Here is a 15,625-nt window from a genome sequence, read left to right on the forward strand (position 1 = left end):
AGGCGCACTATATGCTGGGCACCGCCGCCGGTCCGCACCCGTTCCCGACGATTGTGCGTGAATTCCAGCGCATGATTGGCGAAGAGACCAAAGCGCAGATCCTTGAAAAAGAGGGCCGCCTGCCGGACGCGGTGATCGCCTGCGTCGGCGGCGGATCAAACGCCATCGGCATGTTCGCTGATTTTATCGAGGAAACCAACGTCGGCCTGATCGGCGTGGAGCCCGCCGGACACGGTATCGAGAGCGGCGAGCACGGCGCGCCGCTGAAGCATGGCCGCGTTGGGATCTACTTCGGTATGAAGTCGCCGATGATGCAGACCGCCGACGGCCAGATCGAAGAGTCTTACTCCATTTCCGCCGGGCTGGACTTCCCGTCCGTTGGGCCGCAGCACGCGTTTCTGAACAGCACCGGTCGCGCTGACTATGTGTCGATCACCGACGACGAAGCGCTGGACGCGTTTAAAGCGCTTTCCCGCCACGAAGGGATTATCCCGGCGCTGGAGTCCTCTCACGCTCTGGCCCACGCGCTGAAGATGATGCGCGAGAACCCGGAAAAAGAGCAGCTGCTGGTGGTTAATCTCTCCGGCCGCGGCGACAAAGACATTTTCACCGTACATGACATCCTGAAAGCGCGAGGGGAAATCTGATGGAACGCTATGAGACGCTGTTTGCCCAACTGAAAAATCGCCAGGAAGGCGCCTTCGTCCCCTTTGTCACCCTTGGCGATCCGGGACCGGAGCAGTCGCTGAAAATTATCGATGCGCTGATCGAAGGCGGCGCCGATGCCCTTGAACTGGGGATCCCTTTCTCCGACCCGCTGGCGGACGGCCCGACCATCCAGGGCGCGGCCCTGCGCGCCTTCGCCGCGGGAGTGACCCCGGCGCAGTGCTTTGAGATGCTGGCGGCGATCCGCCAGAAGCATCCGACCATCCCAATCGGCCTGCTGATGTATGCCAACCTCGTCTTCAGCCCGGGCATCGATGCGTTCTATGCCCAGTGCGCCCGCGTCGGCGTCGACTCGGTGCTGGTGGCCGACGTGCCGGTGGAAGAGTCCGCCCCGTTCCGCCAGGCGGCGATGCGCCATAACATCGCGCCGATTTTCATCTGCCCGCCCAATGCGGATGACGATTTACTGCGCCAGATTGCCTCTTATGGCCGCGGCTATACCTATCTGCTGTCGCGCGCCGGAGTGACGGGTGCGGAAAATCGCGCCGCGCTGCCGCTGCACCACCTGGTGGAGAAGCTGGCGGAATATCACGCCGCGCCGCCGCTGCAGGGCTTTGGTATCTCCGCGCCGGAGCAGGTGAGCGCCGCCATTGACGCCGGAGCCGCCGGGGCTATCTCCGGTTCCGCCATCGTCAAAATCATCGAACGCCACCTCGATGAGCCGCAGACCATGCTCGACGAGCTGAAAGCCTTCGTCCAGAGCCTGAAGGCAGCGACCAAAACCGCCTGACCATCAGCCGCCTGGTATCGCGCCAGGCGGCGATGATTTCTGCAAACTGTCGGCGTATTTGCGCGTTAAGCGAAACAGCGCCTGCACTTCATCTTCCGGCCACTGCGCCAGCACCTGATTCATTAACCGCCGCCGCGCTACCGCAATACTGTCGATCATCTGTTGTCCGCTGGCGCTAAGCGTCACTTCGCTGATCCGTCGATCATGACGGTTCGGTTGCTTACAGGCGAGTCCCTGGGCTTCCAGTTTTTTCACCTGGCGGCTGACGGTGGTGTAATCGCGCCCTAAATGATCCGCCAGTTCAACCACCCCCACCGGGCCATGGCGCCCTACCGCCACAAGCAGCGGAAACAGCATCTGTTCCAGCTGGACGCCGGCTGCCTGCAGGATCTGCTCATCGCGCAGCGGCTGGTTCATTACGCTGATGATATCCAGCAGCGCGCCGTGAAAGTCGGTAATGTCGTAGTCATTATGTGCATCTTGCATGTATTAATTTTCCGCGTATAGTGCTGCAAAACAATATGTGTATTTTACACATAATTCCCGACAGGAGATAATTTATGAAAGCAGCCGTGGTTTTTGATCTCGCAGAAGGCCCGGTTTGGGCCGATTTTATCGACCCGCAGCCCGCGCCCGGCCAGACGCTCATTGACGTCCGCGCCGCCGCGATAAGCCATGTGGTTAAGGCCCGGGCATCCGGACGCCATTACAGCTTCGACGGCAATCTGCCCTTTGTGCCTGGTATCGATGGCGTCGGCACCACACCTCAGGGCCAGCGCGTCTACTTCGCCTTCCCCACCGCCCCCTTCGGCAGTATGGCGCAGCGGGCGCCGGTCGCCCTGCAGAATTGTCTGCCGCTGCCGGATGCGCTCGATGATATCCAGGCGGCGGCAATGGCCAACCCCGGTATGTCCGTGTGGGCATCGCTGGTGACACGCGCCCAGCTTCAGGCCGGCGAAACGGTGCTGATTAATGGCGCCACCGGCAGCGCCGGTCAGTTGGCGGTGCAGATTGCCCGCTATCTGGGGGCGAAAAAAATCATTGCAACCGGGCGCAATGCGCAGTCGCTCGCGGCGCTGGACGCCGATGAGTGTATTCAGTTAACCGCTGATGATAAAACCTTGAGCGGGCAATTTTCAGCGGTCAGCGCCGCGCAGATCGATGTGGTCATCGATTACCTGTGGGGACATAGCGCGGAATTATTATTGCCGGCACTGGCGAAATATACCCCTGCCGGCAGTCCGGTGCGCTATGTGCAGGTGGGTTCCCTGGCTGGCGCCGATATCGCGTTAAATGGCGCAGTGCTGCGTTCCGCCCCGCTCCTGCTGATGGGCAGCGGGATCGGTAGCCTGTCGGTATCGCAGCTGCTGGCGGCGACCGGCGAAATGCTGCAGGCGGCGGTGCCGGGGAAATTGACCATCGCCACCACCCCGCGGCCGCTGCAGGAGATCGCGGCGGCCTGGCCGCAGGACGACAGCCAGAAGCGCACGGTTTTCACCCTCGGATAAAAAATCGCTTCCGCACAAAAGATGGGGTTGATATCTTAAATGAGAAATATTATCTTTCTCATCACTGAATAGTTGAGTAAATCACTCAGGTATTCAGTACGACATTGCTCACATTGCTTCCANNCCGCAGCCAGCGGTGGCCGGGGCCTGCTCCAGACGCGGATGCCACGCCTGCGAAACCGTAATCACCTCGGTACTGACCGGCAGCGGATCGAGGGCCGCCAGCAAATTAAAATCGGGATCGTTCATTATCGCTCCAGTCGCCAGACAGGGCGTTTGCTGCAAGATATGAGTGCACTGGCGGCGTCTTCCGCCCGCTCTCGGGCCTGATTATAGTGAAGACCTCCTTTCTGCAGCGAGAGACATCATGAAATCCGATCAGCACAACACTATCCTCATCGTCGGCGCCTCGCGCGGCCTTGGCCATGCTATGGCGACGACGTTCCTGCAGCACGGCTGGGAGGTCATCGGCACCGTGCGCGATTTATCATCCCACACGCCGCTCCACGACCTGGCCAAGACGCATCCCCTGCGGCTACGCCTGGCGACGCTCGACATCCGCGATGAAGCCCAGCTGGCCGCGCTGCAGGCGACGCTTCCCCCGGCAAGCCTCGATATGCTGTTTGTCAACGCTGGCACCACCAATCGTGACCCATCGCAGACCATTGGCGACGTCTCCACCGAGGAGTTTTACCAGGTGATGCTCACAAACGCCCTGGCGCCGATGCGGGTTATCGAGCGCCTGCAGCAGGCAGTTAAACCGCAGGGGCTGCTCGGCGTGATGTCCTCCGGCCAGGGGAGTCTGACCAATAACCTTACCGGCCAGCGGGAACTCTATCGCGGGAGTAAAGCTGCGCTGAATATGTTCATGCGCAGCTTCGCCGCTCGCCCCTCCTCGGCCTCCCATCCGCTGGTGGTGATGGCCCCGGGATGGATCCGCACCGAGCTCGGCGGGGCAGATGCCCCGCTGACCATCGAAGAGACGATCCCACGCCTGGTGAACGTCCTGCTCGACAAACGGCAACGTCCGGGACTGGAGTATCTCGATTACCAGGGCCGTACCGTGCCCTGGTGATCCGTGCCGGAACAACCATCATATGGCCGCCCGGAAGTTAACCCCGCCCGGCGCGGCTTGCTACCGACCTTATTCTGCAGCACTTTCCCTATATTCCCGCTTTATCGTTCAAAAAATGTGAATTATGTAAATCGAAGTGAAGAAAGTTGTTTTAAGGTCAACTTTTCTATGTAAATATTAAGGCAAATGATAACTATTCTTTTTATCATTTATAGAATCACACCGGGTCAGCGCAAGCCAGACGACGAATAACGTCGCTTTTGCGCGGTGTGATATGTGCTCATAACAAAAAATAAGCCTGCATTTATCATGGAAAAAAACGCTTCTCTGCCTTTCGGCAGTTTCAACTCATTGGCATTGTTTACAGGTCTGTGTCTGGGAGCCTCGCCGGCAGCAGGCATCGCAGCGGAAAATTCGGTCAAAAATAGTGAAGAGACGCTGGTAGTGGAAGCCGCTCCGCCTTCACTCTACTCCCCCGGCGCTTCCGCCGATCCCAAGTTCAATAAACCGCTGGTCGATACCACCCGCACCATCACCGTGATCCCGGAACAGGTGATTAAAGATCAGGGCGTCACCAACCTGACTGACGCCCTCAAAAACGTTCCCGGCGTCGGGGCGTTTTATGCCGGGGAGAATGGCAGCTCAACCACCGGGGATGCCATCTTTATGCGCGGCGTGGATACCTCTAACAGCATCTATGTGGACGGCATTCGCGACATCGGCAGCGTGACGCGCGATACCTTCAATACCCAGCAGGTGGAAGTCATCAAAGGGCCCGCCGGCACGGACTATGGCCGCAGCGCGCCCTCCGGCTCGATCAATATGATCAGCAAGCAGCCGCGCCTTGACTCCGGGATCGACGGCTCGGCCAGCATCGGCAGCGCCTGGTCGCGCCGGGGCACTCTCGACCTGAACCAGGCGTTTAGCGACAACGCTGCGTTCCGTCTGAACCTGATGGGGGAAAAAACCCATGACGCTGGTCGGGACCGCATTGAAAACGAACGCTATGGCATCGCACCGTCGCTAGCCTTCGGCCTTGATACCCCAACTCGTCTGTATCTGAACTATCTGCACGTCCGGCAGAACAACACCCCGGATGGCGGGATCCCTACCGTCGGCCTGCCGGGCTATTCGGCGCCTTCGCCGAAGTATGCCGCACTCAACTCCGCCGGGAAGGTCGATACCAGCAATTTCTATGGCACCGACTCCGATTACGATAAATCTACTACCGACAGCGGTACCCTGCGCTTCGAACACGATCTGACGGAGAATACCACCGTGCGCAATACCACCCGCTGGTCGCGAGTGAAACAGGAGTATCTTTTGACCGCGGTGATGGGCGGCGCGAACAATATCACCGCCCCCGATATCAATGACGTCAACACCTGGAGCTGGTCGCGTCTGGTTAATACCAAAGATGTCAGCAACCGCATTCTGACCAACCAGACCAATATCACCTCGACTTTCAATACTGGCTCGATAGGCCATGACGTCAGCGCCGGCGTGGAGTTTACCCGGGAAAACCAGACCAACTATGGCGTTAACGCCAGGACCGCGCCGGCGGTGAATCTCTACCATCCGGTGAGCAACCTGTCGATTGGCGGGCTGGACAGAAACGGGGCGAACGCCAACGGCCAGACCGATACCTTCGGGATTTATGCCTTCGATACGCTGACGCTGACCGAGCGGATTGAGATCAACGGCGGGCTGCGTCTCGACAATTACCATACCAAATATGACAGCGCCACCGCCTGCGGCGGCAGCGGACGCGGGGCTATCGCCTGCCCGCCCGGACAGTCGACCGGCAGCCCGGTCACCACTGTCGATACCGCTAAATCCGGCAATCTGGTTAACTGGAAAGCCGGGGCGCTGTACCGCTTAACCGAGCAGGGCAATGTCTACGTCAACTACGCCATCTCACAGCAGCCGCCGGGAGGCAGCAGCTTCGCCCTGGCCGCCAGCGGCAGCGGCAACAGCGCTAACCGAACCGACTTTAAGCCGCAGAAGGCAAAATCCAGCGAGCTGGGCACCAAGTGGCAAATCTTCGACAACCGTCTGCTGCTCAGCGCGGCATTATTCCGCACCGATATTGAAAACGAAGTGGCCGCCAACGATGACGGAACCTGGTCGCAGTACGGCAAAAAGCGCGTGGAGGGGTATGAACTCTCCGCGACCGGAAACCTGACCCCGGACTGGACGATTATCGCCGGCTACACTCAGCAGCATGCGACAGTGACGGAGGGACAGAACGTTGCACAGGATGGATCTTCCGCCCTGGCCTACACCCCGAAACATGCCTTTACGCTGTGGACGCAGTATCAGGCCACCAGCGATCTGTCCGTCGGCGGCGGTGTGCGCTATGTCGGAAGCCTGCGCCGGGGCAGCGATGGTGCAGTCGGTACCCCGGATCACACCGAGGGCTACTGGGTTGCCGACGCCAAACTGGGCTATCGGGTCAACAGCAACCTCGATCTGCAGCTCAATATGTATAACCTGTTTGATACCGATTACGTGGCCTCCATCAACAAGAGCGGCTATCGCTATCATCCGGGCGAACCCCGGACCTTTATGCTGACGGCGAACGTCCATTTCTGAGTCTGCGCGTGGGGCCGTTGCGCCCCACCTTTTAGAGAGAACACCGCGATGATGTATCACATTCCTGACGTGCTATCGACAGACCAGGTGGCGGAATTTACCCGGCAGCTGGCGCAGGCCGAGTGGGTCGACGGGCGGGTTACGGTGGGTAGCCAGGGGGCGGCCGTCAAACAGAACCAGCAGATCGATACCCGAACGCCGCTGTATGCCCGCCTGCAGGCCGCTGTGCTCGATATGCTGCGCGGCCATCCACAGTTTTTTTCCGCCGCGCTGCCGCGGACGATTTCCGCGCCGTTGTTTAACCGCTATGGGCCAGGGGAGACCTATGGTTTTCACGTCGATGGCGCCGTTCGCCAGAACGGCGAGGCGGGCTGGATGCGCACTGATCTGTCAGCGACGCTGTTCCTTTGCGATCCGGAGAGCTATGAGGGTGGCGAACTGGTGATTGAAGACACCTATGGCCAACATCGGGTGAAGCTCCCGGCCGGGCATCTGGTGCTCTATCCCGCCAGCAGCCTGCACTGCGTCACCCCGGTCACCCGCGGCGTCCGCCAGGCCTCTTTCCTGTGGATCCAGTCGATGGTCCGCGACGATAAGCAGCGTGCGATGCTTTACGACCTGGACCGCACCATCCAGTCTCTGAAGGCCCGCTTTGGCGACGGAGAAGAGGTCCTCTCCCTGCTCAACATGTATCACAACCTGCTGCGCCAGTGGACGGAAGTGTGATCCGCTGTTGATGACAGAGGCTTGCGGCAGACAGGTGTGACGAGACAATGAACTGGCCATCCGTTGGCCAGTTTACAGAAGAATTTAGAACCGATAGCCTGCGGAGAACATAAACACCCACGGATCCAGACGGGTGCTGACTTTCTGGTCCACGCCGCCGGCTTTGAATTTCACATCGGTATCGATATCCATGTACCACACCGACATATTCAGCAGCCAGTCGCGGTTAATCAGATAATCTAGGCCGACCTGCCCCGCCGCGCCCCAGGAGTCCTTCAGGCTCAGATCGGAAAGCCCGGCCGCCTTGCCGGTATCGTTAAAGTCTTCATTAAAGAAGGTGGTGTAGTTGATACCGGCCCCCACGTACGGGCGCACCTTGCTTTGCGCATCGCCAAAGTACCACTGCGCCATCAGGGTGGGCGGCAGCTGATGGACGGTGGCGATAGTCCCGGTTGGCCCGGTGCCGACCTTATGGCGGAACGGCGTCGCGGCAAGCAACTCCACGCCAATGTTATCGGTCGCCATATAGGTAAAGGTTAAACCCAGCTGGGTATTGTTACTGACGTTGAAACTGCCAAGGCTGCCTAACACATTGTCAGAACCCTCCGTCGGTCGGACGGTGGCGGTCCCGGCACGAATGAAAAACTCACCCGCCTCATGCGCCCAGACGCTGCCGGTAGAAAGCGTGCCAAGAATCAATGCCGCCGCTGCTAACTTCTTCATATCCACTTCCTCATTATGGTTTTTCAGCGCGGCCAAATATACCTATAACGAGTTACGTTTGATCTGTTTTAGATCACACTAAGTCCTCAGATTTAACATTTATTGATCCAGATTAATTTTCGCTACCGATCGCAATGCCTTGAATTGTTCGCACATCAATTTTCACTTTTCGCGCAAAAATTTATTTCTGCCCCTCTTGCCGACGCTGAGGCGGCTGGATAAGTTAACTGCCGACAATCTGTGTTGATGCGTTTTTTTCAGGTGTAATTATGAGTGAAATCAACCCGTGCATGACGTGCGGTGCCTGTTGTGCGTATTTTCGAGTCTCTTTCTACTGGGCGGAAGCCGACGACGCGGGCGGCCTGGTGCCCTCCGCGCTGACCGAACCGCTGACCCCTTTCCTGCGCTGCATGAGCGGCACCAATCAGCGCCAGAGCCGCTGCGCGGCCCTGTCTGGCGATATCGGCGACGCCGTTCACTGCACTATTTATGAAAACCGGCCTTCGCCGTGTCGCGAATTCGCCATGTCCGGGGAAAATGGCGAGGAAAACGATGCCTGCAACCGGGCGCGGGCGCGCTACGGCCTGCCACCATTGCGGCCTCTTTACAAAGATATACCTGCCCTGACCGGCGCAGAGAGTGCTACGACGGAACGATTTGCGGTACAATCGCCGGCTAGTTAACACCTGCGACACTCAAGGAGAATGCATGTCTATCACGGCGAAGTCCGTCTACCGTGACACCGGGAATTTTTTTCGTAATCAGTTCATTACTATTTTACTGATTGCGCTGTTGTGCGCGTTTATTACGGTAGTACTTGGCCATGCCTTTTCACCCAGCGACGAGCAGCTGTCGATACTCAGCGAAGGCGATAACCTCGCCGGTAGCGCCGGGCTGTTCGAGCTGGTGCAGAACATGACGCCGGAGCAGCAGCAGGTTCTGCTGCGCGCCTCGGCGGCATCAACCTTCTCGGGTCTGGTAGGTAATGCGATCCTCGTCGGCGGCGTCCTGCTGCTGATCCAGCTGGTCTCCGCCGGTCATCGCGTTAGCGCCCTGCGCGCCATCGGCGCCTCGGCGCCGGTCCTGCCCAAGCTGCTGCTGCTGATCCTGTTCACCACCTTCCTGGTGCAGATGGGGATGATGCTGGTGCTGGTGCCCGGCGTGCTGCTGGCCATCGTGCTGGCCTTTGCGCCGATCATGCTGGTACAGGACAAAATGGGCATCCTCGGCGCCATGCGCAGCAGCATGCGCCTGGCGTGGGCCAATCTGCGGCTGGTGGCGCCGGCTATTATCGGTTGGCTGGTGGCGAAAACCCTGCTGTTACTGTTTGCTTCCAGCTTTGCCGCCCTGACGCCAAACGTCGGCGCGGTGGTGATTAATACCATCAGCAACCTGATTTCCGCCCTGTTGCTGATCTATTTATTCCGCGTGTATATGCTTATCCGCAGCTAATTTTAACCAGGACCGGGGCCTTCCCCGGTCCGTCCTGAAAGACGGGATCGATGTATGAAGCAGTTTCTGGATTTTTTACCGCTGGTGGTCTTCTTTGCCTTTTATAAGCTTTACGATATCTACGCCGCCACCACGGCGCTGATTGTGGCGACCGCCGTCGTGCTGATCTACAGCTGGGTGCGCTACCGGAAAGTGGAAAAAATGGCGCTGATCACCTTCGTGCTGGTGGCCGTCTTCGGCGGGTTAACCATCTTCTTCCATAATGATGAGTTTATTAAATGGAAGGTGACGGTGATCTATGCCCTGTTCGCCGGCGCGCTGCTGTTCAGCCAGTGGGTGATGAAAAAGCCGCTGATCCAGCGCATGCTGGGTAAAGAGCTGAGCCTGCCGCAGCAGGTCTGGTCGCGACTTAACCTGGCCTGGGCGGTGTTCTTTATTCTCTGCGGGCTGGCCAATATCTATATCGCCTTCTGGCTGCCGCAGAATATCTGGGTTAATTTTAAGGTCTTTGGTTTAACCGCCCTCACGCTGGTCTTTACCTTGCTGAGCGGGATCTACATCTACCGTCATATGCCGCAGGACGACCACCACTAACCCCTCCGCCGGCGCGCCATCGCGCGCCGCGCTCGCCCCCTATAAGCTTACTGCACTGGCAAACATTCCCTGCAACCACACAACCTCAGCGCATACGCTGACAGCTTCCCGGCCACACTGTGTAGGCTCTCTTCACGATTTCTCTCAACTGCATAAAAAGTTGCGGTAATTGTGAGGATTTTATGGAGATTCATCTCGTTACATGTAATGATAATTGTTATCATTAATATTCTCGATCTCATTTTGCATTGTTTTGAAAAGGATATTTACATGAGATCGCCGCAATATTCTGTGCCCACGACCCTAGCGCTGGTCATATCCAGTCTCCTCGCCCCTAACGCCTTTGCTGAAGAATCAGAACAAGATACCGAAACGATGATTGTGCGCAGTACGGCGGAAGAGGCGCTTAAGCAACAGCCCGGGGTGTCGATTATCACGGCTGAGGATATTGCTAAGCAGCCGCCGGTCAACGATCTCTCAGACATCATCCGTAAAATGCCCGGGGTGAACTTGACCGGCAACAGCGCCAGCGGCAGTCGGGGCAACAACCGCCAGATTGATATCCGCGGCATGGGGCCGGAGAACACCCTGATCCTGATAGATGGGGTACCGGTCACGTCACGTAACGCGGTTCGCTATAGCTGGCGCGGCGAACGCGATACCCGAGGCGACAGCAACTGGGTACCTGCCGAAATGGTCGAACGGATTGAAGTTCTCCGCGGTCCGGCAGCCGCGCGCTATGGTTCCGGCGCGGCGGGCGGAGTGGTCAATATCATTACCAAACGTCCGACCAACACCTGGCACGGTTCGCTGTCTTTCTTCACCAACCAGCCGGAAAACAACAAAGAAGGCACGACCAATCGCGCTAACTTCAATCTCAGCGGCCCACTGGCCGGCGAGGCGCTGACGATGCGCCTGTATGGCAATATCAATAAAACGGAACCCGACGCCTGGGATATTAACCATGCGCAAAACGGCTCTTACGCTGCGGGGCGCGAAGGGGTCCGCAATAAAGACATTAACGCGCTACTGTCATGGAAAATGACCCCGCAACAAATTCTCGATTTCAGCTACGCCTATAGCCGTCAGGGGAATATCTATGCTGGCGATACCCAGTACAGCAACGGCAATCTTAGCCCGAACGGGCTGGTGGACTCCCTGTACGGCCACGAAACAAATCGCCTCTATCGCCAGTCCTGGGGACTGACCTACAACGGTCTATGGGATTGGGGTCAGTCCAAAGCCGGTGTTTACTACGAGAAAACCAACAATACCCGCCTGCAGGAAGGCTCTACCGGCCGCGTCGAAGGCATGATCAACAGTGAAGATTATGCCACCAGCCGTCTGGAATCCTGGCGTACTACCTCGGAATTCAATGTGCCTTTCTTCTGGCTGGCGGACCAGACGCTGACGCTGGGAATGGAATGGAACCATGATCAGCTTGACGACCCGGCATCAATGCAGGCCACTAACAGCAACGGCGAGACTATCCCTGGGACCTCGGGCGACCCTACGCAACGCAGTACCAAAAACAGCGCCACCCTCACCGGTATCTATCTGGAAGATAATATCGAAGCCGTGCCCGGCACCAACCTGATCCCCGGCATTCGCTTCGATTATCATAATCAGTTTGGCAGTAACTGGAGCCCCAGCCTCAATCTGTCCCAGGAGCTCGGCGATATGTTCACGCTGAAGGCCGGTATCGCGCGCGTGTTTAAAGCGCCAAACCTCTATCAATCCAGTAAAGGCTATTTGCTCTCCACCCGCGGCAACGGTTGTCCAAACACGATCGCTGAAGGCAGCTGCTACCTGCTGGGTAACCCTGACCTCGACCCGGAGATCAGTATCAACAAAGAGATCGGTATCGAATTTAACCTTAATGGTTACGCTGCCGGAGTCACCTGGTTTCGCAACGATTACAAAAACAAAATCGTCTCCGGAACAGAGGTACTGGGCTATACCTCCAGCGGCAATAATATTTTGCAATGGCAGAACGGCGGCAAAGCCGTGGTCGAGGGGCTGGAAGGAAATCTGCTGATCCCGGTGCTGAGAGATGTCCTCAGCTGGCGGACCAATGCCACCTGGATGCTCAAATCTGAAAGTAAAGAGACTGGCAACCCGCTGTCGGTTATCCCGAAATATACCGTTAACACGATGCTCGACTGGCAGGTAAACGACGCCCTGTCTGCGAATGTGAACTGGACGCTTTATGGCCGTCAGAAGCCGCGTCAGTATGCGGAGATCCGCAACGAAACCGGGACCCTTGCCACCACCGAGGTTGGCGCCTATTCCATCGTGGGGATTGGTACTCAGTATCAGCTAAACCGGGATATTCGCCTGAATGCCGGAATAAGTAATCTATTTGATAAACAACTGTATCGCGAAAATGCCGGCGCCTCGACCTACAATGAGCCTGGCCGCGCGTATTACGCCGGCGTTACCCTCTCCTTCTGAACCACCGCGCCCGCGCCAGCGGGCGTATTCCCCTATTCTCACTGCGCTATTTTCATAGTAGCATCCCGCTGATCGTCTTTGACCACAACAGAGTAGAGCATGACAACAACAGATCTCGCCCCAAAGGGCGAAATGGTTTTACGCACCCTGGCAATGCCGGCGGATACCAATGCCAACGGGGATATTTTTGGCGGCTGGCTGATGTCGCAGATGGATATTGGCGGCGCCATTATGGCCAAAGAGATCGCCCAGGGTCGCGTGGTGACCGTGCGGGTGGATGGGATGACCTTTTTACGCCCGGTCGCCGTTGGCGACGTGGTGTGCTGCTACGCCCGCTGCGTGAAGCGCGGCAACACCTCGGTGACAATTAACATCGAAGTGTGGGTGAAAAAAGTCTCTTCAGAACCGATTGGCCAGCGCTACAAGGCGACGGAAGCGCTGTTTATCTACGTTGCCGTTGATAATCAGGGAAAACCACGTCCTCTGCCAGCGGAATAAGAAGGTGCCCGGCTTGCCGGGCACCTGACTTACAGAAAGCCCAGCAGCGAAAAGAAGAAGTAACCGATGACAATCACGATCACCGGCAGCACGTACAGTGGGAAATACTGCACCAGGATAGTATGGCGCGGTACCACAATGCGTTCAGCGAGCTGCTCGCGGGTTAACCCATCTGCGCCTTTGGCCTGTTCGAGGATCAGCTGATCCTCAATCCCCTCGCGGAGAAATTTCGCCTGCCGCGCCATTCGCGCGCCGGAAGCCTGCAGGGCCATGCCGACGAACACCAGAATGAAGATGATCCAGAAGCCGATGTTCAGGCTATGGTGAAAATCCGGCAGCGGCGAGTTGTACCAGAAAAAGTTCAGGAACGGCGTGTTAAAGCGCATCATCTCAATCATCACGTGCGCAAAATCCATCATTACCGCATCAATGCCGGGTTTCTTTTCACTGTGCTCATACATAAATTTGAGCACAGAAATCAGCGTCGACAGCACGGCGGGAATAAAGATAACCCATCCTAAAATGCGTTTGATAACCGCTATGCGTCCAGCTTGTTGGTACGTCATGAGTTCCCCTTGTTAAAGACGCGTTGGTGGTTCGCCTGCTGCCTGTTGCGTGGCGCTGGCTTCCCTCGCTCCCCCGAGTATGTCGGGTATAAGTCTATCTGCCACGGCGAATTTCGCCCAATAATGCGCGGTATGATATACCATGATTGCCGATTCGTTTATCTGATTACGCAACAGGAGAAGGACATATGTCAGCGAAGCGCCGCATTGAGGCCGCGATATTTGATATGGACGGGTTGCTGATTGACTCGGAGCCGCTCTGGGATCAGGCGGAGGTCGAGGTCATGGAGAGCCTGGGAGTGGATACCCGTCGCCGCGATGAACTGCCCGACCTGCTCGGTCTGCGAATCGACCTGGTGGTGGATCTGTGGTACGCGCAGCAGCCGTGGCACGGCGTAGACCGGGCGGAAGCTACCGCGCGCATTATTCGTCGCGCCATTGAGCTGGTGGAAGCCTCACGCCCGCTGCTGCCGGGCGTACGCGAGGCAGTGGCCCTGTGTAAAGCTCAGGGCTTAAAGGTGGGCCTGGCCTCGGCCTCGCCGCTGATGATGCTGGAGAAAGTGCTCGATATGTTTGAACTGCGCGACCAGTTTGATGCTCTCGCCTCCGCGGAGCATTTACCCTGTAGCAAACCGCACCCGCAGGTCTACCTCAACTGCGCCGCTGCCCTGGGAGTCGACCCGCAGCGCTGCGTCGCGCTGGAGGATTCGGTCAACGGCATGATCGCCAGCAAAGCCGCGCGCATGCGGTCTATCGTGGTGCCGGAAGCGGAGAACAGCCGCGACCCGCGCTTTGCGCTGGCGGACGTCAAGCTTCCGTCACTGCTGGCACTCACTGCTGAGAACTTGCTCGGCTAAGACCGCTGGCGGGTGCAACAATCGCTGTCACGCCGCCTGCAACAAAATCAAAACATTGTTTCATTTTAATTGTAATTTTGTTTTCCTCCCTCTATGCTGGTCACAGGTGGCGTCATCGTACGCCAGTAGATCAGCTGACAGAGGTGAATATGGTACTGAACGCCTTCGACCTGACGGGTAAGGTCGCCATCGTGACCGGTTGCGATACCGGCCTGGGACAGGGAATGACGCTGGGCCTGGCGCAGGCCGGGTGCGATATCGTCGGCATCAACCGTAAAATTCCCCATGATACGGCCGCCCAGGTGCTGGCGCTGGGCCGCCGCTTTCACGCCATTCAGGCGGATCTCAGCCAAGAGAATGATATGAGCGGTCTGGTCGACCAGGCGGTGGCGGCGATGGGCCGGGTCGATATTCTGGTCAACAACGCCGGAATTATCCGCCGCCATGATGCCCTGACCTTCACGGAAAGCGACTGGGACGCGGTGATCGACCTGAATCTCAAAGCGGTTTTCTTTCTCAGCCAGGCGGTCGCCAGGCAGTTCATTCGCCAGGGGGAAGGCGGGAAAATCATTAACATCGCCTCGATGCTCTCGTTTCAGGGCGGGATCCGCGTCCCCTCCTACACCGCCTCGAAAAGCGGCGTGCTGGGTTTGACCCGTCTGCTGGCCAACGAATGGGCTGGCCAGGGTATCAACGTCAACGCCATAGCGCCCGGGTATATGGCCACCAACAACACCCAGGCGCTGCGCGAAGATGAAGAGCGTAACCAGGCGATCCTCGAGCGCATTCCCGCTGGTCGCTGGGGAGCGCCGAAAGACCTGCAGGGGCCGGTGGTGTTTCTCGCCTCATCAGCGGCCGACTATATTAACGGCTATACGCTGGCCGTCGATGGCGGATGGCTGGCGCGCTGAGAGTTTGTGACAAAGAGTTACACCGTCACCTCTTCCGTACACTGTATAAAAACCCTATACTGTATGAATCGACAGTTTAGGGTGTGTTATCATGACGGCGGAAGGCCATCTCTTCTTTTCAATCGCCTGCGCAGTATTTGCCAAAAACGCAGAGTTAACGCCGGTGCTGGCGCAGGGCGACTGGTGGCATATTGTGCCCTCGGCGGTATT

General features: G+C 57.8%; 16 protein-coding genes and 1 pseudogene. 14 read left to right on the forward strand and 3 right to left on the reverse strand.

Translation table 11 applies throughout. From position 1 onward, the window contains the following. Positions 1-647, forward strand: a 647-nt coding sequence (locus KHQ26_RS26005) for a pyridoxal-phosphate dependent enzyme (protein WP_228297882.1), incomplete at its 5' end; no start/stop codon positions are given. Next, complete coding sequence (trpA, locus tag KHQ26_RS05630) at positions 647-1,456, forward strand: tryptophan synthase subunit alpha (RefSeq protein ID WP_002901728.1); 810 nt, start codon at positions 647-649, stop codon at positions 1,454-1,456. The genes KHQ26_RS26005 and trpA, both read left to right, overlap by 1 nt. A gap of 3 nt (positions 1,457-1,459) precedes the next feature. Here trpA and KHQ26_RS05635 read toward each other — a convergent pair whose 3' ends face one another. Next, positions 1,460-1,942: a MarR family winged helix-turn-helix transcriptional regulator gene (locus KHQ26_RS05635; RefSeq protein ID WP_004176493.1), complete on the reverse strand. Its 483-nt coding sequence runs from the start codon at positions 1,940-1,942 to the stop codon at positions 1,460-1,462. Positions 1,943-2,016: 74 nt separating this feature from the next. Between KHQ26_RS05635 and KHQ26_RS05640 the strand changes: the two genes are divergently transcribed. The 4 genes from KHQ26_RS05640 to ybiX all read left to right on the forward strand — a co-directional run bounded on the left by KHQ26_RS05640 (position 2,017) and on the right by ybiX (position 7,360). Then, positions 2,017-2,964 carry a quinone oxidoreductase family protein gene (locus KHQ26_RS05640; protein ID WP_004176495.1) on the forward strand — a complete coding sequence of 316 codons (948 nt, stop codon included), beginning with the start codon at positions 2,017-2,019 and terminating at the stop codon, positions 2,962-2,964. 367 nt (positions 2,965-3,331) lie between these two features. Next, positions 3,332-4,039: an SDR family NAD(P)-dependent oxidoreductase gene (locus KHQ26_RS05645; RefSeq protein ID WP_004176498.1), complete on the forward strand. Its 708-nt coding sequence runs from the start codon at positions 3,332-3,334 to the stop codon at positions 4,037-4,039. A 309-nt stretch (positions 4,040-4,348) separates the two neighbouring features. After that, entirely contained in the window at positions 4,349-6,634 is a 2,286-nt protein-coding gene (locus KHQ26_RS05650; protein WP_004176501.1) for a catecholate siderophore receptor Fiu, read from the forward strand. 48 nt (positions 6,635-6,682) lie between these two features. Beyond that, on the forward strand, positions 6,683-7,360 hold the full coding sequence (ybiX, locus tag KHQ26_RS05655; protein WP_004140326.1) for a PKHD-type hydroxylase YbiX: 678 nt from the start codon (positions 6,683-6,685) through the stop codon (positions 7,358-7,360). 84 nt (positions 7,361-7,444) lie between these two features. Here the strand turns inward: ybiX and ompW are convergent, their stop codons facing one another. Further along, entirely contained in the window at positions 7,445-8,083 is a 639-nt protein-coding gene (gene ompW, locus KHQ26_RS05660) for an outer membrane protein OmpW (protein WP_002901634.1), read from the reverse strand. A gap of 269 nt (positions 8,084-8,352) precedes the next feature. Between ompW and KHQ26_RS05665 the strand changes: the two genes are divergently transcribed. From KHQ26_RS05665 to yciA, 5 genes are all read left to right on the forward strand, one after another. Then, on the forward strand, positions 8,353-8,766 hold the full coding sequence (locus KHQ26_RS05665; protein ID WP_002901633.1) for a YkgJ family cysteine cluster protein: 414 nt from the start codon (positions 8,353-8,355) through the stop codon (positions 8,764-8,766). Positions 8,767-8,791: 25 nt separating this feature from the next. Then, a complete protein-coding gene (locus KHQ26_RS05670; RefSeq protein ID WP_002901632.1) occupies positions 8,792-9,535 on the forward strand; it encodes a YciC family protein in 744 nt (247 codons plus the stop codon). 54 nt (positions 9,536-9,589) lie between these two features. Continuing rightward, a complete protein-coding gene (locus KHQ26_RS05675) occupies positions 9,590-10,129 on the forward strand; it encodes a septation protein A (protein ID WP_002901631.1) in 540 nt (179 codons plus the stop codon). A 270-nt stretch (positions 10,130-10,399) separates the two neighbouring features. Beyond that, entirely contained in the window at positions 10,400-12,583 is a 2,184-nt protein-coding gene (locus KHQ26_RS05680) for a TonB-dependent siderophore receptor (protein ID WP_004179434.1), read from the forward strand. 99 nt (positions 12,584-12,682) lie between these two features. Next, a complete protein-coding gene (gene yciA, locus KHQ26_RS05685) occupies positions 12,683-13,081 on the forward strand; it encodes an acyl-CoA thioester hydrolase YciA (RefSeq protein WP_002901629.1) in 399 nt (132 codons plus the stop codon). 29 nt (positions 13,082-13,110) lie between these two features. Here yciA and KHQ26_RS05690 read toward each other — a convergent pair whose 3' ends face one another. Further along, the gene (locus KHQ26_RS05690) at positions 13,111-13,647 is read right to left on the reverse strand and encodes a YniB family protein (RefSeq protein WP_002901627.1); all 537 of its coding nucleotides are present in this window, start codon (positions 13,645-13,647) and stop codon (positions 13,111-13,113) included. Between the two features lie 188 nt (positions 13,648-13,835). Between KHQ26_RS05690 and hxpB the strand changes: the two genes are divergently transcribed. The 3 genes and pseudogenes from hxpB to KHQ26_RS26010 all read left to right on the forward strand — a co-directional run. After that, on the forward strand, positions 13,836-14,504 hold the full coding sequence (gene hxpB, locus KHQ26_RS05695; RefSeq protein WP_004176510.1) for a hexitol phosphatase HxpB: 669 nt from the start codon (positions 13,836-13,838) through the stop codon (positions 14,502-14,504). Between the two features lie 149 nt (positions 14,505-14,653). Beyond that, positions 14,654-15,415 carry a 2-dehydro-3-deoxy-D-gluconate 5-dehydrogenase KduD gene (gene kduD, locus KHQ26_RS05700; RefSeq protein ID WP_004176511.1) on the forward strand — a complete coding sequence of 254 codons (762 nt, stop codon included), beginning with the start codon at positions 14,654-14,656 and terminating at the stop codon, positions 15,413-15,415. Positions 15,416-15,506: 91 nt separating this feature from the next. Then, a pseudogene (locus KHQ26_RS26010) lies at positions 15,507-15,625 on the forward strand (metal-dependent hydrolase); the annotation flags it as partial.

Origin of the sequence: Klebsiella sp. 10 (assembly GCF_018223925.1) — a bacterium.
GTDB lineage: Bacteria > Pseudomonadota > Gammaproteobacteria > Enterobacterales > Enterobacteriaceae > Klebsiella > Klebsiella pneumoniae.